Source organism: Streptomyces sp. NPDC001507 (assembly GCF_042894765.1).
Taxonomy (GTDB): Bacteria; Actinomycetota; Actinomycetes; order Streptomycetales; family Streptomycetaceae; genus Streptomyces.
In genome coordinates this window covers 381,876-406,058 of the sequence record NZ_JBIAVV010000004.1, presented here as the reverse complement: position 1 = coordinate 406,058, position 24,183 = coordinate 381,876, and the positions used below count along the sequence as shown (strand labels likewise).

Annotated in this window: 23 protein-coding genes; 13 read left to right on the top strand and 10 right to left on the bottom strand. The window is 72.9% G+C overall.

Going from position 1 to position 24,183, the window contains the following annotated elements; all coding sequences use genetic code 11:
• Positions 1–86: 86 nt before the first annotated feature.
• Positions 87–1,295: a flavin-containing monooxygenase gene (locus tag ACFY0K_RS15625; RefSeq protein WP_390640283.1), complete on the bottom strand. Its 1,209-nt coding sequence runs from the start codon at positions 1,293–1,295 to the stop codon at positions 87–89.
• Between the two features lie 357 nt (positions 1,296–1,652).
• Entirely contained in the window at positions 1,653–3,260 is a 1,608-nt protein-coding gene (locus tag ACFY0K_RS15620; protein ID WP_390640527.1) for a subtype B tannase, read from the bottom strand.
• 213 nt (positions 3,261–3,473) lie between these two features.
• On the opposite strand from ACFY0K_RS15620, the gene ACFY0K_RS15615 reads away from it, so the two are divergent.
• From ACFY0K_RS15615 to ACFY0K_RS15590, 6 genes are all read left to right on the top strand, one after another.
• A complete protein-coding gene (locus ACFY0K_RS15615) occupies positions 3,474–3,947 on the top strand; it encodes a Zn-ribbon domain-containing OB-fold protein (protein WP_390640282.1) in 474 nt (157 codons plus the stop codon).
• A gap of 4 nt (positions 3,948–3,951) precedes the next feature.
• Positions 3,952–4,575: a GNAT family N-acetyltransferase gene (locus ACFY0K_RS15610; protein ID WP_390640281.1), complete on the top strand. Its 624-nt coding sequence runs from the start codon at positions 3,952–3,954 to the stop codon at positions 4,573–4,575.
• Positions 4,576–4,678: 103 nt separating this feature from the next.
• Positions 4,679–5,584 carry a GNAT family N-acetyltransferase gene (locus ACFY0K_RS15605; RefSeq protein WP_390640280.1) on the top strand — a complete coding sequence of 302 codons (906 nt, stop codon included), beginning with the start codon at positions 4,679–4,681 and terminating at the stop codon, positions 5,582–5,584.
• Between the two features lie 360 nt (positions 5,585–5,944).
• Complete coding sequence (locus ACFY0K_RS15600; protein ID WP_351957088.1) at positions 5,945–6,172, top strand: ferredoxin; 228 nt, start codon at positions 5,945–5,947, stop codon at positions 6,170–6,172.
• Positions 6,162–7,556, top strand: a complete 1,395-nt coding sequence (locus ACFY0K_RS15595) for an NAD(P)/FAD-dependent oxidoreductase (RefSeq protein WP_390640279.1) — start codon at positions 6,162–6,164, stop codon at positions 7,554–7,556. The genes ACFY0K_RS15600 and ACFY0K_RS15595 overlap by 11 nt, the downstream gene beginning before the upstream one ends.
• Positions 7,557–7,595: 39 nt before the next feature.
• Entirely contained in the window at positions 7,596–8,801 is a 1,206-nt protein-coding gene (locus ACFY0K_RS15590; protein ID WP_390640278.1) for a cytochrome P450, read from the top strand.
• Between the two features lie 10 nt (positions 8,802–8,811).
• On the opposite strand, the gene ACFY0K_RS15585 is transcribed toward ACFY0K_RS15590, so the two are convergent.
• A complete protein-coding gene (locus tag ACFY0K_RS15585) occupies positions 8,812–9,483 on the bottom strand; it encodes a pyridoxal 5'-phosphate synthase (protein WP_390640277.1) in 672 nt (223 codons plus the stop codon).
• 142 nt (positions 9,484–9,625) lie between these two features.
• Here ACFY0K_RS15585 and ACFY0K_RS15580 point away from each other — a divergent pair, with 142 nt between their 5' ends.
• On the top strand, positions 9,626–10,057 hold the full coding sequence (locus ACFY0K_RS15580) for a hypothetical protein (RefSeq protein WP_390640276.1): 432 nt from the start codon (positions 9,626–9,628) through the stop codon (positions 10,055–10,057).
• A gap of 84 nt (positions 10,058–10,141) precedes the next feature.
• Here ACFY0K_RS15580 and ACFY0K_RS15575 read toward each other — a convergent pair whose 3' ends face one another.
• Positions 10,142–11,134 (bottom strand): expansin EXLX1 family cellulose-binding protein, encoded by a 993-nt coding sequence (locus tag ACFY0K_RS15575; RefSeq protein ID WP_390640275.1) that lies wholly within the window; start codon positions 11,132–11,134, stop codon positions 10,142–10,144.
• A 122-nt stretch (positions 11,135–11,256) separates the two neighbouring features.
• Positions 11,257–12,426 carry an acetyl-CoA acetyltransferase gene (locus ACFY0K_RS15570; protein ID WP_390640274.1) on the bottom strand — a complete coding sequence of 390 codons (1,170 nt, stop codon included), beginning with the start codon at positions 12,424–12,426 and terminating at the stop codon, positions 11,257–11,259.
• Between the two features lie 99 nt (positions 12,427–12,525).
• On the opposite strand from ACFY0K_RS15570, the gene ACFY0K_RS15565 reads away from it, so the two are divergent.
• From ACFY0K_RS15565 to ACFY0K_RS15555, 3 genes are all read left to right on the top strand, one after another.
• The gene (locus ACFY0K_RS15565; RefSeq protein ID WP_390640273.1) at positions 12,526–13,713 is read left to right on the top strand and encodes an acyl-CoA dehydrogenase family protein; all 1,188 of its coding nucleotides are present in this window, start codon (positions 12,526–12,528) and stop codon (positions 13,711–13,713) included.
• Entirely contained in the window at positions 13,710–14,174 is a 465-nt protein-coding gene (locus ACFY0K_RS15560; protein ID WP_390640272.1) for a nitroreductase family deazaflavin-dependent oxidoreductase, read from the top strand. Before ACFY0K_RS15565 ends, ACFY0K_RS15560 begins: the two co-directional genes overlap by 4 nt.
• Positions 14,175–14,525: 351 nt before the next feature.
• On the top strand, positions 14,526–16,205 hold the full coding sequence (locus ACFY0K_RS15555; protein ID WP_390640271.1) for a tannase/feruloyl esterase family alpha/beta hydrolase: 1,680 nt from the start codon (positions 14,526–14,528) through the stop codon (positions 16,203–16,205).
• A gap of 16 nt (positions 16,206–16,221) precedes the next feature.
• Here the strand turns inward: ACFY0K_RS15555 and ACFY0K_RS15550 are convergent, their stop codons facing one another.
• Positions 16,222–16,833 carry a LysE family translocator gene (locus ACFY0K_RS15550; RefSeq protein WP_390640270.1) on the bottom strand — a complete coding sequence of 204 codons (612 nt, stop codon included), beginning with the start codon at positions 16,831–16,833 and terminating at the stop codon, positions 16,222–16,224.
• A gap of 82 nt (positions 16,834–16,915) precedes the next feature.
• Here ACFY0K_RS15550 and ACFY0K_RS15545 point away from each other — a divergent pair, with 82 nt between their 5' ends.
• A complete protein-coding gene (locus ACFY0K_RS15545) occupies positions 16,916–17,368 on the top strand; it encodes an Lrp/AsnC family transcriptional regulator (protein ID WP_351957098.1) in 453 nt (150 codons plus the stop codon).
• Between the two features lie 65 nt (positions 17,369–17,433).
• On the opposite strand, the gene ACFY0K_RS15540 is transcribed toward ACFY0K_RS15545, so the two are convergent.
• Entirely contained in the window at positions 17,434–18,081 is a 648-nt protein-coding gene (locus ACFY0K_RS15540) for a TetR family transcriptional regulator (RefSeq protein ID WP_351484136.1), read from the bottom strand.
• 122 nt (positions 18,082–18,203) lie between these two features.
• Here ACFY0K_RS15540 and ACFY0K_RS15535 point away from each other — a divergent pair, with 122 nt between their 5' ends.
• Entirely contained in the window at positions 18,204–18,938 is a 735-nt protein-coding gene (locus ACFY0K_RS15535; protein WP_390640269.1) for a VOC family protein, read from the top strand.
• Positions 18,939–19,137: 199 nt separating this feature from the next.
• Positions 19,138–21,480 carry a PQQ-binding-like beta-propeller repeat protein gene (locus tag ACFY0K_RS15530; protein WP_390640268.1) on the top strand — a complete coding sequence of 781 codons (2,343 nt, stop codon included), beginning with the start codon at positions 19,138–19,140 and terminating at the stop codon, positions 21,478–21,480.
• Between the two features lie 275 nt (positions 21,481–21,755).
• Here the strand turns inward: ACFY0K_RS15530 and ACFY0K_RS15525 are convergent, their stop codons facing one another.
• From ACFY0K_RS15525 to ACFY0K_RS15515, 3 genes are read right to left on the bottom strand one after another with little or no spacing between them, the layout of a single operon-like run.
• Positions 21,756–22,529: an enoyl-CoA hydratase/isomerase family protein gene (locus ACFY0K_RS15525; protein WP_390640267.1), complete on the bottom strand. Its 774-nt coding sequence runs from the start codon at positions 22,527–22,529 to the stop codon at positions 21,756–21,758.
• Positions 22,526–22,939, bottom strand: coding sequence for a Zn-ribbon domain-containing OB-fold protein (locus ACFY0K_RS15520; RefSeq protein ID WP_382725644.1), 414 nt, complete (start codon positions 22,937–22,939; stop codon positions 22,526–22,528). The genes ACFY0K_RS15525 and ACFY0K_RS15520 overlap by 4 nt, the downstream gene beginning before the upstream one ends.
• A 1-nt stretch (position 22,940) precedes the next feature.
• Positions 22,941–24,104, bottom strand: coding sequence for a lipid-transfer protein (locus ACFY0K_RS15515; protein ID WP_390640266.1), 1,164 nt, complete (start codon positions 24,102–24,104; stop codon positions 22,941–22,943).
• Positions 24,105–24,183 lie beyond the last annotated feature (79 nt).

Below are 24,183 nucleotides of genomic sequence, written 5' to 3'. Positions count from 1 at the left end.
TCACATGAGCAACGGGCTTGATGGGCACAGGGGTTGATGTGTACAGGGGTTGATGTGCAGGGGTCGATGTGCAGGGGGGTGGCTGGTTACGCCGTCGGCTGGCGCTCGGACCGGGTCTGACGCCGCTGCCGTTCGGCGGCCGTCTTCGCGGCTCTCCTGGCGACCGCCTTCGCGATCTTCTCCGCGTCGATGGCCAGCTCACGGATGTTGCCGCTGATGGGATTGGTGTAGCCGGTGAAGTAGAGGCCGGGGGCGTTCTCCGGGGCGCGGGGGCCGTGGGTGACCGGGCGGCCGCGGTCGTCGAGCACGTCGAGGTGGCCGACCAGGCCCTCCAGGGCGCGGACGTAGCCGGTCGCGGCGATCACCGCGTCGGGGGAGACGCGGGTGCCGTCGGCGAGGGTGACCTGGCCGTCCTCGAAACCGTCGACGGCGGCCACGATCTCGACCTTCCCCTGGCGCACCGCCTCGATGAGCCCGACGTCCAGGATCGGGATGGCGCCCTGCTTCACCCGGCTGTAGAGCCCGCTGTCGGGGCGGGGCAGGCCGTGCGCGGCCAGGTCGGGCACGCTGACCTTGGCCATGGTGCGGGCCAGCCGGTCGACGAAGGCGGTCGGAAGCCGTCGTACCAGGACGGAGTTGTACTGGGCGGCCCAGCCGGCGGTGGAGCGGCGCACGATGTGCGGGACCGTGCGGACGGCGAGCCGCACCCGGGAGGCGCCGCCCTCGGTCAGGTCGACGGCGATCTCGGCGCCGGTGTTGCCGGTGCCGACGACGAGGACGTCCCGGCCGGCGAAGGGCTCGGCGTTGCGGTAGGCGCCGGCGTGCAGGAACTCGCCCCCGTAGCCGTCCCGGCCGGGCCAGTCGGGGATGTGCGGGGTGTGGTTGAAGCCGGTGGCGACCACCACCGCGGAGCCGGTCAGCTCCCGTCCGCCGGAGGCGTGCAGCAGCCAGCCGTCGCCCTCGGGTGAGCGCTCCACGCGGGAGACCTCGACGCCGGTGACGATCTCCAGCTCGTGGTGCTCGGCGTACTTCTCCAGGTAGCGCACCACGTCGTCCCGGGAGACCCAGCGGCCGAAGCGGCGCGGTATCGGCAGCCCGGGGAGCGCGGACAGGCGCCGGGTGGTGTGCAGGTGGAGGCGGTCGTAGTGGCGGCGCCAGGACGCGCCGACGCCGTCCGACTTCTCCAGGATCACGGCACGGACGCCCCGGGCCCGCAGCGCGTACGCGGCGGCGAGCCCTCCGGGGCCTGCGCCGATGACGTAGACGGGCGAAACGGTGGGGGGAAATGCGGCCATGAGCGGGAGCGTAATCACGCGTCACGTTGATGGGTCTCGGTCAAGACCGGAATTGGTTGCGGATTGATCACACCCGTAGGAGAAGTGGGTGGGGCTTGTGACGTAGGCCACCTCATCTGACGGAATCGGTAGCGAATCCGTTGTGAACCGGCCGGAAAGCGAAAGCCCGTGACGTCGGGCCCCGGTGCGCTGGAGCCCGACGTCACGGGTGGGCGGTGCCCTTGGACAGACGGGAAAAGGGCACCACGTTCAGGGAGGCTGTCGTGGCTTCGAGAGTGCCATCACGAAAGTGAGAGCTTCTTGTTTCCGCGGGGGCCTGTCAGTTCCGCGGTCGCCTGTTCACTTCGCGGCACCCTGTCAATTCCGCTTGCTCTTCTTGCTCGTGCCGTAGCCCGTCACGGTGGCGATCCAGGTGATGAAGTCGCCCGGGTCGGTGTTGGCGCCGTGGCCCTCGTCCCAGTAGTAGAGGTGGTTGACGTCGTCGCCGAGGTTGTCCAGGCGGGCCGCCAGGTTCGCGGAGATGACGTGCGAGGTGTCGGAGTCGCTGGTGCCCAGGCGGATCCACCAGTGCTTGGAGCGGCGGTCGTTGACCTTCTCCACCAGGTGGAACATCGGGTTCATCAGGTTCAGCTTCTCGGGGATGTCGGCGGCGACCCGCTTGGTGCTGAGTCCGGTGGAGTCGTTCTTCGCGCCGTACGCCGTGAAGTGGCGGGTCTCGGTGGTACCCGCTCCGAACTCGTTGTTCTCGCCGGCCGACAGGTCGAAGGCGTCGAAGGCCGGGGTGTCCTTCTTGCGGGCGCCGACGTGGGTGAGGAAGTCGTCCCAGGTGAAGGTGGCCTTGCCGCCGGAGAAGGTGATGAAGGTGTTCTTCGCCAGGTACGTCTCGCGGTCCGAGTCCGAGAGGGCGGCGAGGTACTTGGTGGCGGACGGCTGCAGGTACTGCTCGACCAGGTAGTCGTCGTAGTTGCGGGCGGTCAGCGGGCCGAAGCCGTCCAGGCCGCGCAGCTTGAGGCCCGCCTGGTACTCGGCGAACTGGGCCTTCAGGTCCTTGGAGACGGTCTGGTCGACCTGCTTGCCGGTGGAGAGGGCGTTGGTGCCCCAGTTCCACTCGTAGGCGCCGTCGGCGTGCTCCAGGTCGGTGATCGGGCACCAGGCGCCGACCGCGAAGATCGCGTCGGAGGCGTCGGCCGCGCCGAGCTCCTTCAGGTACTTGTCGTAGATCGGGCTGTCGCCGGACGCGCCGAGCAGCGAGGAGAGGGCGCCGCCCGCGCTGGTGCCTGCAGAAACGATTCGCTCGACGTTGCCCGGGATCAGGCCCTTGTTCGCCCTGATGTACCGGACGGCGGCCTTGAGGTCGACGATCGCGGCGGGGGCGGTGCCGTGGTACTCGCCGTCGGAGTTCTTGAGGGTACGGCCGCGGGCGCCGGGCTCGATCACGACGTACCCGGCGGCCAGCGCGAGCAGCTGGTTGCTGGCGGTGGCGCCGCCGGTGGCGTTGGTGTTGCCGTTGGCGTTGGAGGCCGCGCTCGCGGAGGAGCTGGGGGCCGCGCCGCTCGGGGCCGCGCCGCTCGGCGGGGTGCCGCCGCCCGCCGCGGAACCGCCGCCGCCGACCTCGGTGGCGTCGGCCACGGAGGCGGGCAGGTAGCCGCCGATGGAGTTGGCGAGCAGGATCGGGGCGTTCGTCGGATCGACCGCGGTGCCGTCGATCTCGACGGGGGCGCTGACGATCAGGGACTGGTAGGTGGCGTCCACCGGGTTGGCGACGTAGGTGATCGCCTTCCAGAAGTGGTATGTCACATTGTGCTCGGTGCCCTCGGTGTCCGTGATCGTCGTCGTCAGCTTCGAGTACCCGTCCGGGTCGAACGTCAGGGAGTCCGAGGACGAGGAGGGGGAGCTGCTCGACGCCTGCGCGCTGAGAGCGACACCGCCGACTGCCGCGACACCGGCCGTGGCGCCGATCCCCATGACCACGGTCCTGCGCTTCACTGCCCTGTGCTTCACGTTGCTGCCTCTCGTGTCGGCTCCTTGGCCTTGCGGCTGCGAACGTAATCTTGGCCCGACAAAATCGTCAACAATTTCCCGGGAACTCACGGGGGGCCCACAGGGTCACGGGAAATGCACAGGTTTTGCCCATCCGGGTCTGGGCTGCGCTTCAGGATCTGACATAACGTCAGGTTCATGGATGCGACGAGAGCGGACACGAGGAGTTCCGGCGGCGGCTCCGACGCCGGTGCCGAGGGCATACGCGGCGAGCGCCCGCGATACGACCGCCCCGAACCGGACGCCTTCACCCGGCCCTACTGGGAGGCGGCGGCCGAGGGGCGGCTGCTGCTCCGCCGCTGCGGCTCCTGCGGCCGGGCCCACCACTATCCCCGCGAGTTCTGCCCGCACTGCTGGAGCGAGGACGTCGCCTGGGAGCGGGCGAGTGGCCGCGCGACCCTCTACACCTGGTCCGTCGTCCACCGCAACGACCTTGCGCCCTTCGGTGACCGCGTCCCGTACGTGCCCGCCGTGGTCGACCTCGCCGAGGGTCCGCGCATGATGACGGAACTGGTGGCCGCCCACCCGGAGAGCCTTCGCGCCGGGCTGGACCTGGAGGTCGCCTTCCGGGAGGGGGTGCCGGTGTTCCGCCCGGTGCACGGGTTTCAATGACCTCATGGCCCTCACCGATGAACAGCCCGCCGTCCCCCGCCCCGAAGCCACCCCGCACGGTCACGGGCTGCGGCTCGACCGCTGGGACCCGGACGCGGAGGTGCAGGTGGAGGCGTGGCTGCGGTCCCGTACCGACCCGGACTTCCGTCGCTGGAACACCCCGCTCACCGTGGTGAACGACCTCGCGGGTGCCCGTGCCGCCCTGGCCGCGCAGCGGAAGCAGGCGGCGGACGGCACCTGTGCGCCGTTCCGGATCACGGACGCGGCGAGCGGTACGACCCTCGGTCACGTCGGCGTCAACATGATCGACCACACGTTCCGGACCGCCCGGGTCGGCTACTGGGTGTTGCCCGAGGCGCGGGGCCGCCGGGTCGCCACCCGTGCGCTGGCCCTGGCGACGGACTGGGCCTTCGCCGAACTGGGCCTGCACCGCCTGGAGCTGGGCCACGCCCTCGGCCATGACGCGTCCTGCCGGATCGCCCTGACGTGCGGCTACGGCTACGAGGGGACGCTGCGCGGGGCCATGTTCGAGGCGGGCCGGCAGGACGCCTTCCGGGACGTCCACCTGCACGGCCGCCTGGCCACGGACCCGAGCCCGGACCTGGACCGGGTCCCGGCGCGGGACTGAGCCGGACCGACAGGCCGACCGATCAGGCCGACCGATCGGGCCGGACCGATCAAGCGGGGTTAATTCGGGTGCGGAGCCTGGCGGTCCGCCGCGACCATGGACCATGAATTCACAACTTCGGTCCTCTCAATGGCACTTCACCGACGATGTCGACGAATTCCTCGCCCGTGGCCGCGACTTCCTTCACTCCCGTCCGGACCTGTACACCGTCCATCTCACGGTGACCGAGCAGCTCCGGCGGCGGGGTCCGCGGGCGTACGGCGGCGACCCACCGTTCTTCGGTGTCCTGACCCGCGGCGACGGCGGCGTGGCCGCGGCGCTGCTCCACACACCCCCGTACGCCCTGAACGTCACCCGCCTCACGGCCGCCGAGGCCGAGACGCTGGCCGAGCGCCTCCTCGCCCTTGGCCACCCGGTGTCCGGGATCTGCGCCGACGGCGCCACGGCGGAGGCGTTCGCGGCGGCATGGGAACGGCGGACGGGGGTGCCGGGAAAGCTGCACGAGTTGCAACGCCTGTACCGGCTCGCCGAGTTGACGTCCCCCGTACCGGCGCCGGAGGGTCGGGCGCGGGTGGCCGAGGCGTCCGACCGGGACCTGCTGGTCCGCTGGTACGAGGGGTTCGTCGCCGACGCGGGTCTGCGGGTCGGCGGAGATGCCGGGGAGTGGGCCGACTTCCGGCTCTCGTACGGCGGCGTCACCCTCTGGGAGACCCCCGACGGCACCCCCGTCTCCTTGGCCGGCCTGACCCCGGCGGTCGCCGGCCAGGTGCGGGTCGCGCCGGTCTACACCCCGCCGGAACTGCGCGGCCGCGGGTACGCCGGGGCGGTGACCGCGGAGGTGAGCCGGGCGGCGCGGGCCGCGGGGGCCGCCGAGGTGCTGCTCTTCACGGACCTCGCGAATCCGACGAGCAACGCGCTCTACCAGCGCATCGGCTACCGGGAGGTGGCCGACTGGGCGGTGTACGAGTTCGGGATGAGGTCGGTCGTCCGTGGCGCCGTTGGGACCTGAGGTCGGTCGTCCGCGGCGTCGTCGGGACCTGAGGTCGGTCGTCCGCGGCGCCGTCGTGGCTGGTCGCGCAGTTCCCCGCGCCCCTTCGGGGGCGCTGCCGGACCGTCGCTCGGGCGGGTCCCGGGGTGGGGATTCGGGGTGCTGCCGGACCGTTGCTCGGGCGGGTCCCGGGACCGGACTGCTGGGCGCTGCCGGAATGGCGCTCGGGTGGGTTCGGTAGGGCCCTTGCGGGTGCTGTACTTGCGAGGGGATCTGGGGAGGCACACGCTGGGGAGGAGGCGTGCCGACCACTGTTTGGACCGAGCGCGGACGGGTGCGGAGCCCGTGGGGTCCGTGGCCCGCGCAGGGAGCGGGTGCCCGATGAGGCTTGTCGTCGATCTCAACCGGTGCCAGGGATTCGCGCAGTGCGTCTTTCTCGCCCCGGACGTCTTCGCCCTGCACGGCGAGGAGGCGCTGCTGTTCTCCCCTCGCTTCGACGAGGAGCACCGTGACGGGGTGGAGAAGGCCGCTGCCGCCTGTCCCGTCCAGGCCATCCTGGTCGACTACTCCGACGAGCCGACGAAGCGGGTGGAGTCCCATGCCGGCTGACGCGGACGTCGAGGTCCTGCGGCGCCAGGGCCGCATCGTCGTCGTCGGCGCCTCGCTGGCCGGCCTGCGTGCGGCCGAGACCCTGCGTGAGCAGGGCTTCACCGGGTCGCTGACCATGATCGGCGACGAGCCGTACGAGCCCTACGACCGGCCGCCGCTGTCCAAGGGGGCGCTGCTGGGGCGGGTCCGGCCGGAGGACACCGCGCTGCCGCGGCGGCGTGACGTCGACGCCGAGTGGCGGCTGGGCGTCGCCGCCGAGGAGCTGGACCGGGACGCCAGGCAGGTGGTCCTGGCCAACGGCGACCGAGTCCCCTACGACCGGCTGCTGATCACCACCGGGACCCGGGCGCGGCCCTGGTTCCACCCGGAGGAGGCCGCGCTGGACGGGGTGTTCGTGCTGCGTACCCGGGACGATTCCGCGCGTCTGACCCGGAAGCTGGCCTCAGGTGTGTCGCGGGTGCTGGTGATCGGCGCCGGTTTCACGGGTTCCGAGGTCGCCTCCGCCTGCCGGGAGCTGGGCCTGGACGTGACGGTCGCCGAACGTGGTCCGGCGCCGCTGGTGGGCGCGCTCGGCGGGGTGATCGGCTCGGTCGCGGAGGGGCTGCAGCGCAAGCACGGCGTCGACCTGCGCTGTGGGATCAGTGTCACCGCCCTGGAGGGCGACGACGTGGGGCGGCTGAGGCGGGCCCATCTGTCCGACGGTTCGACGGTCGACGTGGAGGTGGCGGTCGTCTCGCTCGGCGCCATGCGGAACACGGACTGGCTGGCCGGGTCGGGACTGGCCGCGGGTCCCCGGGGGATCGCGTGCGACGCCGGGTGCCGGGTGTTCGACGTCAACGGCATCGTCACCGACGACATCTACGCCGCCGGAGACGTGGCGCGCAGCCCGCACCCGCTGTTCGACTACCAGTTCCTGGCGTTGGAGCACTGGGGGAACGCGGTCGAGCAGGCCGAGATCGCCGCCCACAACATGATCTGCGCGAGCCCGGAGCGCCGTCCGCATCTGTGGCTGCCGATGTTCTGGTCCTCCCAGTTCGGCGTCAACATCAAGTCGGTGGGTGTGCCCTCGCTGGGCGACCAGCTGGCCGTCGTACAGGGGACACTGGCCGAGGAGCGGTTCGTGGCGGTGTACGGGTACCGCGGCCGTTGCATCGCCGCGGTGGCCTTCGACGGAGCCAAGTGGCTGGGGTTCTACGAGCAGCAGATCGCGTCCGGTGCGCCCTTCCCGCCGGAGTACCGCACGGTCGACCGCCGGACCGAGACGCTGCAGCCGGTCGACCCCGCCTTCCCCGATCCGCACCTGCCCACCCATGGGGCCACCGTCACGCTGACGGGGCACTCGCCGAGCGAACGACGGGTCGAGTTCGTCCCGTCGCACGCCTGAGCACCGGCCCGGTACCGCCCGGAGCCCCGAGGAGACGCCATGACGCCCGACCCCATCTCCGCGCAGATCGTCGACTACGCCAACCGGGCCGATCCGTACCCGCTCTACGCGGAGCTGCGCAAGACACCGGTGAGGCGGGAGGACGACGGCACCTACCTGGTCAGCACCTACCACGAGGTGCGGAGCCTGGCGAACGACCCGCGGCTGAGCAACGACACGAGCAACCGGCCGCCCGGGTACGCGCGCACCGGGCAGCCGGCGGAGGAGACCGGCCTGCCGCCCAGTTTCATCTTCACCGACCCGCCCGTGCACGACCGGCTGCGCGACACCATCAACCGGCCGTTCGGGCCCCCGCACAGCCCCAGGTTCCTCGACGACCTGCGCGGCGAGCTGGCCAAGGTGGTCAGCGGGCTGCTGGACGCCTTCGAGGGCAAGGACCAGGTCGACATCGTCGAGGACTTCTCCTACCCCCTGCCCGTCACCGCGATCTGCCGGGTGCTCGGCGTGCCGCGCGAGGACGAACCGCGCTTCCACGGATGGGCCGACGCCCTGGCGTCGTCACTCGATCCCGCCTCCGGCGGCGCCGGCCAGGAGGAGGCACAGCGGGCCCGCCAGGAGCTGGGCGCGTACCTGAACGGCCTGATCGAGACCAAGCGCCGCCACCCCGGCCCCGGGATACTCAGCGCGCTCGCCCACGACATGACACCGGCGGACCTGGAGGCCACCGCGGTGCTGCTCCTGGTCGCCGGCCACGAGACCACCGTCAACGCGATCACCAACACGACCCTCACCCTGCTGCGCCACCCCGATGTCCTCGAGCGGTTCCGGAAGGAGCCGGAGCTGGCCGTCCCGCTCATCGAGGAAGTGCTGCGCTACGAGCCCCCGGTCCAGTTCATACCGTTCACCACCGCCCTGGCCGACATCGACGTCGCGGGCACGACCATCCCCAAGGGCTCGCCGGTCTGGCTCATGCTGGCCGCGGCCAACCGCGACCCCGTGCGCTTCCACGACCCCGACCGGTTCGACCCCGACCGCAAGGACAACGAGCACCTGGGCTTCTACACCGGCATCCACTACTGCTTCGGCGCCCCGCTCGCCCGGATCGAACTCCACGCGGCCGTGCCCGAGCTGTTCAGACGGGTCAGGTTCACCGGGCTCCTCGAGGACCCGCCGCCGTACCGGGCCAACGCGGTGCTGCGCGGCCCCCGGCACCTTCCCGTGGCCATCGAGGGCCTCACCGCCTGAGGGTGGGCGCTCACGGCCACAGCAGGTGCTTGCGCCACCTGCCGTCCCCCGCCGGGACGTACCGGAGCCGGACGTGCCGGCGGTCCGGGTCGCCCTGGAAGAACTCCGCCTCCTGCGGGCGCAGACGGTAGAGGGTCCAGGTCGGGGAGGGGGCGTCCGGGTCGGCGCGGGCGCGTTCCCAGGCCGCCTCCGATTCCTCCCGCAGTTCCTCCAGCGAGGACAGGAGCCCGCTCTGGCGGCCGGTGAGTGCCGCCGCCAGGGCGCCCGTCGAGCGGGCGTGCAGGTCGGCCTGGCTCTCCTCCGAGGGAGCCGCGGTGACGGGGCCGCGGAGCCGGACCTGGCGGCCCAGCACCGGCCAGTAGAAGGCGAGGGCCGCGTACGGGCGGGCGCTCAGCTGGTGCCCCTTGCGGCTGGTCGCGTGCGACGCGAAGGACCAGCCGTCCGCGTCCGCGCCGTGCAGCATCACGATCCGGACGTCGGGCCGGCCCTCGTCGTCCGACGTCGCCAGCGACACGGTGTGCGGCTCCGGCTGTCCGGCCGCCACCGCCTCCGCGAACCAGGCGGTGAAGAGCGGAAGCGGGGCGTCGGGCGCCGACTCGGGGTCGAACGGCCGTAGCTCCGTGGTCTCGGGGGACCAGACGCGGAGCGACTTCAGGAGCGCGTGAAGATCCGTTGCTGCCATGTGCCGAGTATCACTCGGTACCTCCCGTACCCGCGTCATCAGCCACCTCGTGCGGCCTGTCCGGGGGCCTTGCGGCCAAACCCCGGGGCACAACCGGGCGAACCGCTGCGAACACCTGTGCCCCGGCCCCACACTGTCCGGCATGAGGGGACCGAAGACCGTGAACGTGGCCGTACGCCACGTAAGCGGTGATGCCGGGCGGCGCAGGACACGGGCCGTCAGCTGGGCCGCGCGTGAGTTCCGGCTGGTGCGGCCGGCCGAGGGCCGGGACCGGGTCGAGCTGGAGTGCCCCGTCTGTACGGCGGCCGTCCTCGCCGAGGTCGCCGACCACGCGCGGACCCGGCGGGTGCGGAACGGGTGGGCGGCGGTGTCGGTGCTGTCCCTCCTCGTGTCCGTCGCCGCGCTGGGCTACGCCGTCCACGAGGCGGGCCTCTTCTGGGCCGGCGTGTGCCTCGCGGTCGTCGGGCTCGTCATGGCGCCCACGGCGTGGGTGCGCAGCCGCCACCACATCGGCGTCGCGCTGCTCGACGGGCCCGCCCCGCGGCGCGGTCACCGGATCGTGCCGGTGCGGTAGCCGCTTCGCGGGCCGGGCCGGTCGCTCACCGCGGGCCGGCGGGGCTGGTCGCGCAGTTCCTCGCGCCCCTCGGGGCGCTGTCCGTCAGTGGCGGGAGAACTGCACCCCGGTCCGCTGCACCACGTCCGGGCGTACGGCCAGGGCCGGCACGGTGAGTTGTTCGCCGTAGATGTCGGTGAGGCGGATCTCGCCGCCGCAGCCGGCGCCCCGTTCGGAGAGGAAGTAGTTGTAATCGGTGCGGGTCAGCGCCAGCCAGCCGCCGCCGGTGCGGACCTCGAGGCGGGCCAGCGGGTTGCGGTGGCCGATCGCCTGGATGCCGCACCAGTACTGGCTGGAACCGGTCTTGTAGCGGATCGAGACGGTGTCGGAGACGGCCGGGCTCAGCAGGCTCCAGGTGATCGCGATCCGGCCCGCCGAGAGCGGTGCGAGCCTGGCGAACGCCTGGTGGCTGAGGTCGAGTTGGCCGGCCGCGCAGGGGGCCGGGCACTCGTTGGTGATCCGTACGGTGACGGACGTACCGCTCGCCGTGCGGACGGCGACGTACGCGCCGCAGGCCTTCGCCGTCTCGTAGTCCGCGGTGTTCATCGCGGCGGTCAGCACGTCGGAGGTCGGGCCGAAGGAGCAGGCGCCGTCGCCGTTGCCGGCGTCGTAGGAGGTGGCGACGCCCTGGTAGGCGGTGCCGGGGCGGATCCGGCCGGCCGCAGGGGCCGTGCTGGTACGGGTGGTGCCGTTCGCCGCCGTGTGGGAAGGGGTCCCGGACGCCGTCGCCGAGGGCTTCGGCGACGGCGTGGTCCGCCTGCTCGCGGTGGGGGCGGGTGACGCCGTGGACGGTTTCGGTGACGGTTCCTTCGGGGTCGCCGCCGCGCTCGTCACGGCTTCGGACGGGGGGCCGGACGCCGCCCGGTCCTGTCCGGTGGTACCGGCCGCGGCACCGGGCCGGAAGGCCACGACCAGGGTGACGACGAGGACGACGGCGGCCACGGCGGCGACCGCGAGCAACGGGCCGCGGACCGGGCGCCACTCGAAGTCCCGGTCCGGCTTCGGCTGCGTACGGCGGCGATGTGAGGAGGAGGCCACGGAGGGGATCCTTACGCGGTTCGGCGGTGCACGTCCTTCGAACGACTCGAAGCTTCCGGTACGGCAGTCGCCGCCGGAGCCGGAAAGGTTGCCGCCGCTCGTCGGGGAATCCGTCCGCCCGCTCACCCCCGCCCCAGCACCACCGTCCCCGAGGAGCAGAACCAGCCCCCCGTCCCCGACGCCACCCCCAGCTCCGGCAGCCCCCCGTCCGCTCGGCGCACCTGCCGCTGCCCGGCCTCGCCGCGCAGCTGCCGTACCGCCTCCACGAGGAGGAACAACCCCCGCATGCCCGGGTGCTGGGCCGACAGGCCGCCGCCGTCCGTGTTCACCGGAAGCTCTCCGCCCGCGACCCGCAGCCGCCCCTTCTCCACGAACGCGCCGCCCTCGCCCTTCGGGCAGAAGCCGAGGTCCTCCAGGGTGACGAGGGTCATGTAGGTGAACGCGTCGTAGATCTCGGCGAAGTCGATGTCGGAGGGCGTGACGTCGGCCCGGCGGAAGGCCAGTCGCCCGCTCACCGCCGCCGGGGAGACCGTGAAGTCCTCCCACTCCGACATGGTGGCGTGGGAGAGGCACTCGCCCGTGCCGAGGACCCACACCGGGGCGGTGCGGCAGTCCCGTGCGTACTCCTCGGCCGCCAGCAGGACCGCCGCGCCGCCGTCCGAGCGGATGCAGCAGTGCAGTTTGGTGAAGGGGTCGGCGATCATCGGTCCCGACAGGACCTCGTCGACGGTGATCGGGGTGCGGAACAGCGCGTCCGGGTTGAGTGCCGCGTTGGCCCGTGCCTGGACCGCGATCTCGGCCAACTGCTCGACCGTGGTGCCGTGTTCGATCATGTGGCGGCGGGCGGCCATCGCGTACTTGGCGATGAGGGTGTGACCGTAGGGGACCTCGAACTGCAGGGGGCCGCGGGCGCCGAAGGACAGGTTTCCGGTGCGCCGCCCCGCCCTGATGTCGGCGCGGGCCGTCGAGCCGTACACCAGCAGGACCGCGTTGGCGTGGCCCGCCGCGATCGCGTCGGCGGCGTGGGCCGCCATGACCTCCCAGGTCGAGCCGCCGACGGAGGTGGAGTCGGCCCAGGTGGGGCGCAGGCCCAGGTACTCGGCGACCTCCACGGGTGCCAGAGTCCCCAGCCCCGCCGACGCGAAGCCGTCCACCACCTCACGGCCGAGGCCGGCGTCGGCCAGCGCGCGGCGGGCCGCCTGGGCGTGCAGGGCGTAGGGGGTGGCCTCGTCCACCCGGCCGCAGTCGGACAGGGCCACTCCGACCACGGCGACCTTGCGGGGTCCAGTCATGGATCTGACGGTACATCAGATACACCGGACTCCGCCCCTGTGCATCTGCATCCATCGCCCCTAGCATGACGGACCGTCAGATCGTCAGGAGGTCCGGTCATGGACGCCCGCTTCACCGACGAGCAGGACGAGATCCGGCGCGCCCTGCGTGAACTGCTCCACAAGCGCTGCGGCCCGGAGGACGTGCGGGCCGCCGTCGACAGGCCCGAGGGATACGACCCCGGCCTGTGGACCGCCCTCGGCGAACAACTCGGCCTGCCCGGCCTCGCCCTCCCCGAGGCGTACGGCGGCACAGGTTGCACGAGCACCGAAGTTGTGCTCGCCGCAGAGGAGTTGGGGCGCGTCCTGGCCCCCACCCCGTTCCTCGCCACCGCCGTGCTCGCGGCCCCGCTGCTGCTCGCCCTCGGCACCGGGGCCCAGCGCGCCGAACTGCTCCCGAGGATCGCCGACGGCAGCCTCACCGCCGCCCTCGCCGTCCCCGGCACCCGGCTCGGCACCGCCCTCGCGCTCACGGGTCCCCCCGGCGGCGACTGGGCGGGCGGCGGGCGGGCCGGCGGCGTCCAGGCCCGGCACCGGGGGGACCGGTGGCGGCTCTACGGCGAGGCCGACCAGGTGCTGGACGGGCACAGCGCCGGGCTGCTGCTCGTCCCCGCGCACACCGGGGGGTACGCCCGCCCGCGGGTCCTGCTCTTCCTGGTGGCGGGGGACGCCGACGGGGTCGTACGGACCCGGCGGACCGCCCTCGACGCCACGCGCGGTCAGGCGTGTGTGCAATTGCGCGATGCACCGGCCGAGTTGGTCGGGGCGGACGAAGAGGCCGACATCCAGCCGGCCCTCGCCGCCCTCGGCGACACCGTGGCCGCCGTGCTCGCGGCCGAGGCGGTGGGAGCCGCCGACCGGGCGCTGGAGCGGACCGTGGAGTACGTGAAGCAGCGCGAGCAGTTCGGGCGGGCCATCGGGTCGTTCCAGGCGGTCAAGCACCGGCTGGCCGACGTGTACGTGGCGGTGCGGGCGGCCCGGTCGGCGGCCTACTACGCGGCCTGGGCGACGGCGCACGGGGAACCGGTCGGCGCGCTGGCGCTCGCGCAGGCGCTGGAGGCGCTGCGCACCGCCGCGGGGGAGGGCATCCAGCTGCACGGGGGGATCGGGTTCACCTGGGAGCACGAGGCGCACCTGTACTTCAAGCGGGGCGCCGGGGACGAGCTGCTGTTCGGGCCGGGGCACCGGCTGCGCGCGCACGCGGCCGAGGCGGCCGGGCTGTTCACGGGGCGGGAGGTGGCGGTGTGATCGGCGAACGGCTGGTGCAGAGGGTGTCCGCGACCCGGGGGTTCGCCCAGGTGGCCCCGCATGTGATCCCGGCCCTGGACCGGGCCGTGCACCGGCTCAGCGGCGGCCGGATGCTGCTCAGCGACCGGATGCTGCCCGGGGTGATCCTCACCTCCACGGGTGCGCGCAGCGGACAGCCGCGCCGTACGCCCCTGGCGTGCATGCCCTCGGGCGACGGCTGGTTCCTCGTCGGCTCCAACTTCGGCCGCGCCGGTCATCCCGCCTGGACCTACAACCTCCTCCACCGCCCCGACGCCGAGATCAGCTGGAAGGGCCGCGACATCCAGGTCACCGCCCGCTTGCTGGACGGGCCGGAACGGGAGGACGCCTGGCAGCAGCTCCTGGAGTTCTGGCCCCCGTACGCCGCCTACCAGAAGCGGGTGGACCGGCAGATCCGCATCTTTTCTTTGACCCGCCGGTAGAGCACCCCGCCGTCTGCCGACTGCCGTCTGCCGTCTGCGGCGCCGTCGTGGCTTGTCGCGCAGTTCCCCGCGCCCCTAAAAGAAGGGGCGCTGCCGTAGCGCCCCTTTAGGGGCGCGGGGAACTGCGCGATCAGCCCCCACGCACCTGCAGCCGAACTGCTGCCGGACCGCTGCCGTGGAGAGAAGGGGCGCGGGGAACTGCGCGACAAGCCGGCACCGGCCCGCGGTCGAAGGCGTACGGCCGTCGGGGTTCGTGTCGGGTGTTCCGCGGAGCGGCACACGCGGTGCCGGGGTGCGTAACCGGACGCTGGAATGGCGCGTTGAGCATTCCCGCCTCCGAAAGGCCGACGAATGACCACACGTGAACCGCTCTCGTCCCAGCGGCCCGCCCGCTCCTGCGCCCGCCGGCTGCGGCTCGCGGCCGGCCTCGTGAGCGCCGTGACGGTGACCGTGTCCGCGCTCGCCGTGCAGCCGGCCGGCGCCGAGAACGGCGGCCGGGCGTCCGGGCCCGCCTGCGCCGACCTCGCGCAGACGGTGCTCGCCCGCTCCCACGTCAAGAGCATCAGCTCCGAGGTCGTACCCGCCTCCGGCACGCTCCCGGCGTACTGCCAGGTCGACCTCGTGCCCACCCGGGCCGTCAACGTCCGCGTCACCCTCCCGCTCAGCACCGCCGACGCCGGCGCCGGCGGCAGCTACACGGGCGCCTGGAACGGCCGCGTCCTCAACATGGGCGGCGGCGGGTACGCCGGCAACCTCGGCGACCTCAGCGTGGCGGTCCAGCGCGGTGAGGTCGGCTCGGTCACCGACACCGGCCACAGCTCGGCCTGGTGCGACGCGACCGACCCGAGGACCGGCGAGGCCAACGCCCAGCCCGGCTGCGGCGAGGCCGGCGGCGGCTTCGTGCTGTCCCCCGCCGGCAAGCTGAACACCGGGCAGATCGACGACTTCATCGACCGCAGCCTGCACGAGCAGACGGTCTGGGCGCTCTCCCTCGCGAAGAGCTACTACGGCCGGGCCGCCCGGCGCAACTACTGGGTCGGCGGCTCCACCGGCGGCCGGCAGGGCTGGCAGATGGCCCAGAAGTACGGCGACGAGTACGACGGCTTCCTGATCGGCTACCCGGCGGTCAACTGGAACCGGTTCATCATCGGCGAGGCCTGGCCCGCGGTCGTCGTCAACGAACTCCTCGGCCCCGCCGGCCTGTCACCCGCCAAGAGCGACGCCGCGAACGCCGCCGCCGTCGCCGCCTGCGACCCCGAGGACGGCGTCACCGACGGGGTGGTCGCCGACCCCCGCCGCTGCACCTTCGACGCCCGCCAGGTCAAGGGCCTCACCCCCGCGGAGGCCGAGGCGATCGACCTCATCTGGGACGGCCCGCGCGACGCCGACGGCAACCGGCTGTGGGGCGGCGTCACCCGCGGCACCACCTTCTCGGTGCTGTTGCCCGGCGGGAACACCATGAGCCCGCTGATCGAGACCTACGTCCGCAACTGGCTGGAGCAGGACCCGGACTACGACTGGCGCAAGAACATGACCATGGAGAACTTCCCGCGGTTCTTCGAGGCGTCGTACCGCAAGTTCGAGAAGACCGCCGCCACCGACAGCACCGACCTGTCCAAGGTCCGGAAGAACAACGGCAAGATCCTCTACTACGCGGGGACCGGCGACCCCCTGATCCTGCCGTTCAACACTTACAACTACCAGCAGCGCCTGTTCGACCGTTACGGCGTCCCGGGCACCCGTTCCTTCGTCCGCACCTTCTACTTCCCCGGCGTCGGCCACACCGAGCCGGCCCTCGCCGGCAGCACCGACCCGCGGGCGCAGCTCCTGAACACCCTGGAGGCGTGGACCGAGCACGGCAGCGCCCCCGAGTCCTTCGACCAGAAGGGACCCGCCCCGGGCACCGAGCGCACGGTCTGCGCCTACCCGGACACCGCCGCCGCCCCCGGCGCGGACGCCTCCTGCGAGACCAGGACGAGCGTGCCGGCCGACCTGGCCGCCCAGTCGAGGACCGTCCTGGACCGGCGTTGAGAAGCCGGGGGAGCGGCTAGAACAGCCGCTCCCCCAGCAGCAGCGCCCCGATGCCCAGCATCGCCGCCCCCGAGGTGCGGGTCACCGCGCGGGCGGCCCGCGGGCGGGCGGCGAGCAGGGCGCGGGAGAGGGCACCGACGGCCAGGTAGACGGCGGCGCAGGCGGCCATGTGCAGGGCGCCGAGGACGGCGGTCTGGGCGGCCACGGGGAGGTGGGCGCCCGTCGTGACCAGGAACTGGGGGAGCACCGAGAGGTAGAGCAGCAGCGCCTTCGGGTTCAGGCCGCTGATCGCGGCGCCCCGCCAGAAGCCCTGTGCCCCGGCCCCCGCCTCCTCGGCCTCCCGCGGGACCGTCGGGCGGCGCAGCACCCCCCAGCCCAGCCACAGCAGGTATCCGGCGCCGGCCACGGTCAGGGCCGTGAGCAGCCGTGGCGACCGGGCGACCAGCACCGCGAGCCCCGCGACCGCCAGCGCGGTGTGCAGGGCGTACCCGGCGATCAGGCCCGCGACCGCCCGTGGCACCGAGCGGCCGCGCACCCCGGCGGCGATCACGTACGCCCAGTCGGCGCCCGGCACGCACACCAGCAGCAGGTCCACGGCGAGGAAGGAGAGCAGGAGTCCGGTGTCCATGGAAGGGACATTAGGCTCGATTGTCCCGAAAGTGTTCCCGAAATTTGCTCGGGAGTGCCGGTTCCGGGGGAGAATCTTGCTCATGGACGACGTGGACCGGAAAATCCTTGCCGAGCTTCAGCAGGACGGGCGGCTGACCGTGACCGAGCTGGCCGGGCGGGTGCGGCTGAGCGTCTCGCCGTGCCACCGGCGGCTGCGCGAGCTGGAGCGGGCGGGGGCGATCAGCGGGTACCGGGCGGTGGTGGACCCGGCCGCCGTGGGGCTGACCTTCGAGGCGCTGGTCTTCGTCTCCATGCGGCAGGAGGACCGGGACACGGTCGCCGACTTCGAGCGGGCGCTCGCGGAGATCCCCCATGTGCTGGACGCGCAGCGGCTGTTCGGCGAACCCGACTACCTGCTGCGGGTGGCCACCGCCGACCTCGCCGCCTTCCAGCGGCTCTACGACGAGCGGCTCGCGACCCTGCCGGGTGTGCAGCGCCTGACCTCGACCCTGGTGATGAAGCACGTGGTGCGGGACCGGCCGTTGCCGGCTTAGGGCGGCAGGCGGTGGTTCACCGCCGTACGGGAACCACCGCCCGCCAGACAGGACCCAGGGCGCGACTACTTCGTGGGCTTCTTCCCGGTCACGCCCAGATGCACCAACAGCGCGAGGTTCGGCTTGAGTTCGGCCTGCTTCACGCCCCAGGTCTGGAAACCCTTCTGGTGCGCGGCGACGGCCGCGAGCATGGCGACCAGCGAACCGGCCACCGCGGCCGGGTTGACGTCCTTGTCGACCCTGCCCTTGGACTGCAACTCCGCGATGGAGTCGGTCAGGGAGTTGTTCACCGAGTTCAGGATCTTCATCCGGATCTTGTAGAACCGTTTGTCCCCCTCGGCGGCCCCGAGATCGACCACGCGCAGGATCGCGTCGTTCTTGCGCCAGAACTCCAGGAAACCGTCCACGAGTTCCTGCGCGGTCGCCCAGCCGGCCTTGCCGACCCAGGAGCGTCCGGCCAGCAGCTCGGTCAACTGGCCGCCCTCGGTGGCCATTTGCTCGGCGATCTCCAGGACGGCGCCCTCGACGTCCGGGAAGTACTGGTAGAAGGTCGCGGGCGAAGTGCCCGCCTTCCGGGCGACATCGATGACCTTGACGTCCCGGTAAGGGGAGGAGCTGAGCATCTCGCTGAGGCAGTCGAGCAGCTTCTGCCGGGTCGCCTGCCCACGCCGGCCGGCCACGCGGCCGTCGACGGTACGCACTTGTCCTGTCATGCCGTCAGCTTACCGAGGGGTGATCGGAGCGCGATTCGGCCGACTGCAAATGGGGTGCGCGGGTGTATAGGGGCCGGTGCGGCTGGTCTGCGCGGTACGGGCCGGGCGGTTACTTTGACGACATGGCCGAAAACAGGGCATCCGGATACACGGCGGGATACGCGGAGGGCGTCCCCTGCTGGGTGGACGCGCAGCTCCCCGACGTGGAGGCGGGCAAGCGGTTCTACGGCGGGCTCTTCGGGTGGACCTTCGAGGACGCGGGACCGGAGGCCGTGTGGGCCCGCCTCGACGGCGCGGCCGTCGCCCGGCTGGCCCGGAAGCGGGACGGCCGGATGCCCACCGTCTGGACGGTGTACTTCGCGACCCCGGACGCCCGGGACCTCGCCCGCCGGATCGTCGCCATCGGCGGACAGATCGTCAACGACCCCGTGCCCGTCCGCGACCTCGGCACCGCCGCCCTGGCCGCCGACCCCACGGGCGCCGTCTTCGGGCTCTGGCAGGCCGCGGGCCACCCCGGCTTCGGCGTCCGGCACGCCCCCGGCACCTTCGCCTGGGCGCAGCTGTACACCAGCGACCCCGAAGCGGCCAACGCCTTCTACGGCCGGCTCTTCACCGCCGCCCTCTTCGGCGCCGGTGCCAGGCCGGACTTCGGCCGCGCCCCGGTGACCGAGGTGTTCGCGGCCGGGATGCCCTCCCAGTTCGTCGTCCACTTCCGCACCGGGGACGTGGCGGCCGCGGCCCTGGCCGTGCAGCAGCTGGGCGGCCGGGTCCAGACGCCGCCCTTCGAGACGTCGTACGGAAAAGTGGCCGTCGTGACCGACAATCAAGGGGCGTTCTTCGCGCTGCTGGAACGCTGAGGCCGGAAACGGGCGGCTCTCCGCGGATAAATGTCTCACTTTGTCATGTGACACCCCGATTCGTCGCCGGGTTCGCAACCTGTGCCCGGGCCAGGAAGAATCGGGGTGCGTGCCGCCATGGCGGTGCGGTGGTGAGACGCTGCACGGGGTCGCGTACATATGTGGGTGGACGGGGCCCGTACGGGGAGGTGGCAGGCAAGTGGTGGATCAGCTGACGCAGCACGATCCGCGGCGGATCGGGCCGTTCGAGGTGCTGGGACGGCTGGGGGCCGGCGGCATGGGGCTGGTCTATCTGGCGCGCTCGGCGTCCGGGCGGCGCGTGGCGATCAAGACGGTCCGGACCGAGCTCGCCGAGGACCAGCTGTTCCGGGTCCGCTTCACCCGCGAGGTGGAGGCGGCCCGCGCGGTCTCCGGCTTCTACACGGCCGCCGTCGTCGACGCCGACCCGCGCGCCGCGGTGCCGTGGCTCGCGACCGCCTACGTCCCCGCGCCCTCCCTCGAAGAGATAGTGAACGACTGCGGGCCGCTCCCGGCCCAGGCGGTCCGCTGGCTCGCCGCGGGCGTCGCCGAGGCGCTCCAGTCGATCCACGGCGCCGGCCTTGTCCACCGCGACCTCAAGCCGTCCAACGTGCTCGTCGTCGAGGACGGCCCCCGGGTGATCGACTTCGGCATCGCCTCCGGCGTCTCCAACACCCGGCTGACCATGACGAACGTCGCGGTCGGCACCCCCGCCTACATGTCCCCGGAGCAGGCCAAGGACTCCCGCAGCGTCACCGGCGCGAGCGACGTCTTCTCCCTCGGCTCCATGCTCGTCTTCGCCGCCACCGGCCACCCGCCCTTCCACGGCGCCAACCCGGTCGAGACCGTCTTCATGCTGCTCCGCGAGGGCCCGGACCTCGAAGGCCTCCCGGACGAGCTGCGCCCCCTCATCGAGTCCTGCATGCAGATGGAGGCCACCGCCCGCCCCAACCCGGCCGACCTCCAGGCCCAGCTGGCGCCCCACCTGTTCGGCTCCGGCTCCGACGACAGCGGTACGGCGTCCGCCTGGCTGCCCGAGAAGGCGGTCGGGCTGATCGAGTCCCGCCGCGGCGGCCGCCCCGCCGTCAAACCCTCCGCCAGCCCCTCCGGCGGGCGCAGCGCGGGCCGCCTCGCGGTCCCCCCGCCGCCCTCCTACGACCCCGTGGTCCCGGCCCCCGTCCCGGTGGGCGCCCCCGACACCGGTCCGGTCCGCCTGGCCGGCGCCCCGGTGCCGATCGGCCCGGGACCGCGCGTCGCCGACGCCCGCGCCGCCGCCGTGAAGGCACCTCCGCCCGAGGCCGGCCTGGTGGCCAGCTGGTCCCGCCCCCGCCCCGGTGTCAACGGCGCCGACCCCGTCGTACCGGCGGCCCCCGCCCTGCCCCCGGAGACGGCCTCCGGCTGGCGGCCCTGGCGGTTCCGGATGTCCAACGACGTCTGGGGCACCCCGGCCGTCGACGGCGACCTCGTCTACGTCACCTCCTTCGAGGTGCACGCCCTCGACGTGGCCACCGGCCGCCGCCGCTTCAAGACCCGCGACGTCGCCTGGTCCATGGCGGTCGCCGACGGCCGTGTCCACGCCTCCGACGGCCCCACCCTGTTCGCCCTGGAGGCCCGTGAGGGCGGCGACCTGTGGCGGCTGTCCACCGACGCCTGGGTGTACTCCCTCAAGGCCGACCGCGGCACCCTCGTCACCGGCACCCGGGGCGGCGGCGTCCAGGCCTGGGAGGCGTCCAACGGGCAGAAGCTCTGGGAGCTGTCCGGCGCCCAGACCGACTTCGAGGCCCCCGAGTCCGGGCCGTCCCTCCACGACGGCACGGTCTACGTCTGGCAGGACGCGCGGCTGCGGGCGCTGGACGCCCGTAGCGGCGACGAACGCTGGTCCTACCCCATCGGCGACGCGGCCTCATGCGGCGGCGTCCCGGTCCGCCTCACCCACGCCGACGACGGCTTCGTGTACGCCTCCGCGGGCACCCGCGTCATCGCCCTCGACACCACGAGCGGCCGCGTCCGCTGGCACTTCGAGGCGCCGGCCGTCTTCCTCTCCCCGCCCACGTATGTGCCGGGGCCCGCGGTCACGGGCGGCGGCATCTACCTGGCCGACTACCTCGGCACCGTCTACGCCCTCGACGCCACCGACGGCCGCGACCGCTGGCGCATCGCGACGGAAGCCCGCGCCTCGATCGAGCCGGTGCTCGTGGCCGCCGGCCACGTCCACGTCGGCAGCGGCAAGGGCCTGTACACGCTCGACGCGGTCACCGGCACCCCCAAGTGGCGCTTCCAGGCGGGCGGCGACGTGGTGGGCTCTCCGGTGGTGGCCGAGGGCCGCATCCACTTCGGATCCACGGACCACCTGTTGTACACGCTGAAGGCCGACGACGGCCGGCTGCGGTGGAAGCTGGCCACCGGCGGGGAGATCACCGGGTCGCCGGTGGTGCGGGACGGGGTGGTGTACGCGTGCAGCAAGGACCGGTGCGTGTACGCCCTGGACGCCGAGAAGGGCACCGGCACGGCCCGGACCGCCTGAGCGCCGCGGGGGTGCGGTTCGCAGGACCACTGCGACGCCGTGTGGGCTCGCCGCGCAGTTCCCCGCGCCCCTGAAAGACAGGGGAGCTGCACCAGCGCCCCTTCAGGGAGCGCCGTGGGCGTGCGGGTCGCGGGGCCCCTGCGGCGCCGTGGGGGCTTGTCGCGCAGTTCCCCGCGCCCCTGAAGGACGGGGGCGCGGGGAACTGCGCGATCGGCCACGACGCACCTGCAGTCGCCCGGCGGCAGCCGCTGGCAGCTTCTTGGGCGCTCGGCGGATCAGCGGGTGCGCGGTGTCGTGCGTGTGCGGTCGGCGAAGAGCTCCGCCTGCCGTTCGCCGGGCAGGTTGCCCAGCGTGATCAGGTGCGGCGCCTGGGCCCACCCCCGCTCCCGGTCCGCCCCCTTCGCCGCCCACAGCGCCCGCACGCTGCCCTGCACGCCCTCCGTCGGATACCCGGCGATGACGGTCGCGCACCGCACGGCCGCCGCCAACGCCTCCCCGGCGGGCGTCACTTCGGACACCAGCCCCACCTCGTACGCCCTGCGCGCCCCCACCCGCTCGGCGTTGCCCATCAGCACCATCCGGGCCACCTCCCCGTACGGCATCCGCTGCGCCATCAGCACCGACTCGTACGCGCTGACCATGCCGTAGGAGGTGTGCGGGTCGAAGAAGGCCGCGGTCTCGTCGGCGACGACGAAGTCGCACTCGCCCAGGAGGTAGAACGCGCCCCCGCAGGCCATCCCGGCCACCGCGGCGATCACCGGCTTCCACAGGTCGTTCGCCTTCGGCCCGACGGCGATCAGCGGGTCGTCCTGGCTGTAGGGCGAGGCCGGCTGCGGCACGACGGCGTCCCGGTCGAGCCCGGTGCTGAAGGCGCGCCCGCCGGCCCCGGTGAGCACGACGGCCCGTACCGCGTCGTCGAAGCGCAACGCCCGCCAGGCGGAGGCGAGTTCGTCGGCCGTCGCCAGGTCGACGGCGTTGAGGCGCTTGGGGCGGTCGATGGTGACGACGGCGACGCCGCTCTCCTCGTCCGTGTCCAGGCGCAGGCTCACGGCCGCTCCAGGACCCACTGCGGCAGACCGTCGGCGAAGACCGCCTGCACCCGGGCGCCGATCCGGATCCGGTCCGGGGGCAGGGAGCCGAGCGGCGCCCCGGCCTCCGTCACCACGTTGCCCACCAGCCGTATCCGGGGCGCGTCGTCGAGTTCCACGACGACCACGTTGTACGGCGCCTGCGCCGCGTACTCGGGCAGCAGCGGCGGGTGCGGGACGACGTACGACCAGATCCGGCCCCGCCCGCTCGTCGGCCGCCACTCGCTCGCGAAGGACTGGCAGCGCGGGCAGCAGGGGCGGGGCGGGAAGCGGGGTTCGCCGCAGTCGGCGCAGGCCTGGACGCGGAGTTCGCCGCGGGCCGCGTACTCCCAGAAGGGGGTGCCGTCGGTGTCGGTGACCGGTCGCAGCATGTCAGCTCCGGTTGGTGAGGAGGAGGGCGGAGGTCGGGACGCCCTCGCCGGCGGTGACCAGGCAGGTGGCGGCGCCCGGCACCTGGGCGGTGCTGGTGCCGCGCAACTGTTTGACGCCCTCGGTGATGAGGTTGAACCCGTGCACGTAGGCCTCGCTGAGGCCCCCGCCGCCGGTGTTGACCGGCAGCCGTCCGCCGATCTCCAGGGCACCCTGCTCGGTGAAGGCCCCGCCCTCCCCGCGGCCGCAGAAGCCGTACCCCTCCAGGGAGAGCGGGACGAGGGCGGTGAACGCGTCGTAGATCTGGGCCACGTCGACGTCCTCGGGGGTGAGGTCGGCGTGCTTCCACAGGTGGCGGGCGGCGGTCCAAGCGGGACCGGTCAGGGGGTCGTCGTTCCAGTAGTTGACCATGCCGTGGTGCTGGGCGGGGAGGCCCTGGGCGGCCGCGTGGACGTAGACGGGGGGCCGTCGGCAGTCCCGGGCCCGCTCCCTGCCGACCACCACACAGGCCAGCGCGCCGTCCGTCTCCAGGCAGTTGTCGAAGAGGCAGAGGGGCTCGCTGATCCACCGGGAGGTCATGTACATCTCGCGGGTGAGGGGGCGGTCGTACATGACGGCGGCCGGGTTCTGGTTGGCCCGGTTGCGGCAGGCGAGGGCGACGTTGAAGAGGTGGTCGCGGGTCGCGCCGTACTCGTGCATGTAGCGGCGGGTGAGCATGGCTATCTCGTCGGCGGGCCGGAGCAGGCCGAAGGGGCGGGTCCACTGGGCGGGGGTCGGGAGCTGGACGGTGGTGTTGGTCCAGGGGCGGGGGCCGGAGCCGCGCTTCCGCGACCGCCAGGCCACGCCCACGCTCGCCTGCCCACTGGCTATCGCGGCGGCGAGGTGCGCGACCGTGGCGCAGGAGCCGCCGCCCCCGTACCCCACCTTGCTGAAGAAGGTCAGGTCGCCGAGGCCGACCGCCTTGGCCAGCTCCACCTCGTCGGTCTCCTCCATGGTGAAGGAGGCGAGCGCGTCGACCTCGCCGGGCGCGATGCCGGCGTCGTCGAGGGCGGCGAGGACGGCCCGGCAGGCGAGGGTCCGCTCGTCCTCGTCGAGCCGTTTGGCAAAGCGGGTCTGCCCGATCCCGACGACGGCGGTGGCGTCCTTGACGCCTCTGAGACCGGCCATGTCCCCGCACCTCCACGGCTGTCACGGTTTGCTGACAGGTCGTCAGGCTACAGCTAATCTGACGGTCAGTCAGCTATGC

Excerpts from the sequence above, each read along its gene's own strand:
- ACFY0K_RS15625 (WP_390640283.1), bottom strand. The coding sequence starts at position 1,295 with ATGGCCGCATTTCCCCCCACCGTTTCGCCCGTCTACGTCATCGGCGCA.
- ACFY0K_RS15620 (WP_390640527.1), bottom strand. The coding sequence starts at position 3,260 with ATGGGGATCGGCGCCACGGCCGGTGTCGCGGCAGTCGGCGGTGTCGCT.
- ACFY0K_RS15615 (WP_390640282.1), top strand. The coding sequence starts at position 3,474 with ATGGATGCGACGAGAGCGGACACGAGGAGTTCCGGCGGCGGCTCCGAC.
- ACFY0K_RS15610 (WP_390640281.1), top strand. The coding sequence starts at position 3,952 with ATGGCCCTCACCGATGAACAGCCCGCCGTCCCCCGCCCCGAAGCCACC.
- ACFY0K_RS15605 (WP_390640280.1), top strand. The coding sequence starts at position 4,679 with ATGAATTCACAACTTCGGTCCTCTCAATGGCACTTCACCGACGATGTC.
- ACFY0K_RS15600 (WP_351957088.1), top strand. The coding sequence starts at position 5,945 with ATGAGGCTTGTCGTCGATCTCAACCGGTGCCAGGGATTCGCGCAGTGC.
- ACFY0K_RS15595 (WP_390640279.1), top strand. The coding sequence starts at position 6,162 with ATGCCGGCTGACGCGGACGTCGAGGTCCTGCGGCGCCAGGGCCGCATC.
- ACFY0K_RS15590 (WP_390640278.1), top strand. The coding sequence starts at position 7,596 with ATGACGCCCGACCCCATCTCCGCGCAGATCGTCGACTACGCCAACCGG.
- ACFY0K_RS15585 (WP_390640277.1), bottom strand. The coding sequence starts at position 9,483 with ATGGCAGCAACGGATCTTCACGCGCTCCTGAAGTCGCTCCGCGTCTGG.
- ACFY0K_RS15580 (WP_390640276.1), top strand. The coding sequence starts at position 9,626 with ATGAGGGGACCGAAGACCGTGAACGTGGCCGTACGCCACGTAAGCGGT.
- ACFY0K_RS15570 (WP_390640274.1), bottom strand. The coding sequence starts at position 12,426 with ATGACTGGACCCCGCAAGGTCGCCGTGGTCGGAGTGGCCCTGTCCGAC.
- ACFY0K_RS15565 (WP_390640273.1), top strand. The coding sequence starts at position 12,526 with ATGGACGCCCGCTTCACCGACGAGCAGGACGAGATCCGGCGCGCCCTG.
- ACFY0K_RS15555 (WP_390640271.1), top strand. The coding sequence starts at position 14,526 with ATGACCACACGTGAACCGCTCTCGTCCCAGCGGCCCGCCCGCTCCTGC.
- ACFY0K_RS15550 (WP_390640270.1), bottom strand. The coding sequence starts at position 16,833 with ATGGACACCGGACTCCTGCTCTCCTTCCTCGCCGTGGACCTGCTGCTG.
- ACFY0K_RS15545 (WP_351957098.1), top strand. The coding sequence starts at position 16,916 with ATGGACGACGTGGACCGGAAAATCCTTGCCGAGCTTCAGCAGGACGGG.
- ACFY0K_RS15540 (WP_351484136.1), bottom strand. The coding sequence starts at position 18,081 with ATGACAGGACAAGTGCGTACCGTCGACGGCCGCGTGGCCGGCCGGCGT.
- ACFY0K_RS15535 (WP_390640269.1), top strand. The coding sequence starts at position 18,204 with ATGGCCGAAAACAGGGCATCCGGATACACGGCGGGATACGCGGAGGGC.
- ACFY0K_RS15520 (WP_382725644.1), bottom strand. The coding sequence starts at position 22,939 with ATGCTGCGACCGGTCACCGACACCGACGGCACCCCCTTCTGGGAGTAC.
- ACFY0K_RS15515 (WP_390640266.1), bottom strand. The coding sequence starts at position 24,104 with ATGGCCGGTCTCAGAGGCGTCAAGGACGCCACCGCCGTCGTCGGGATC.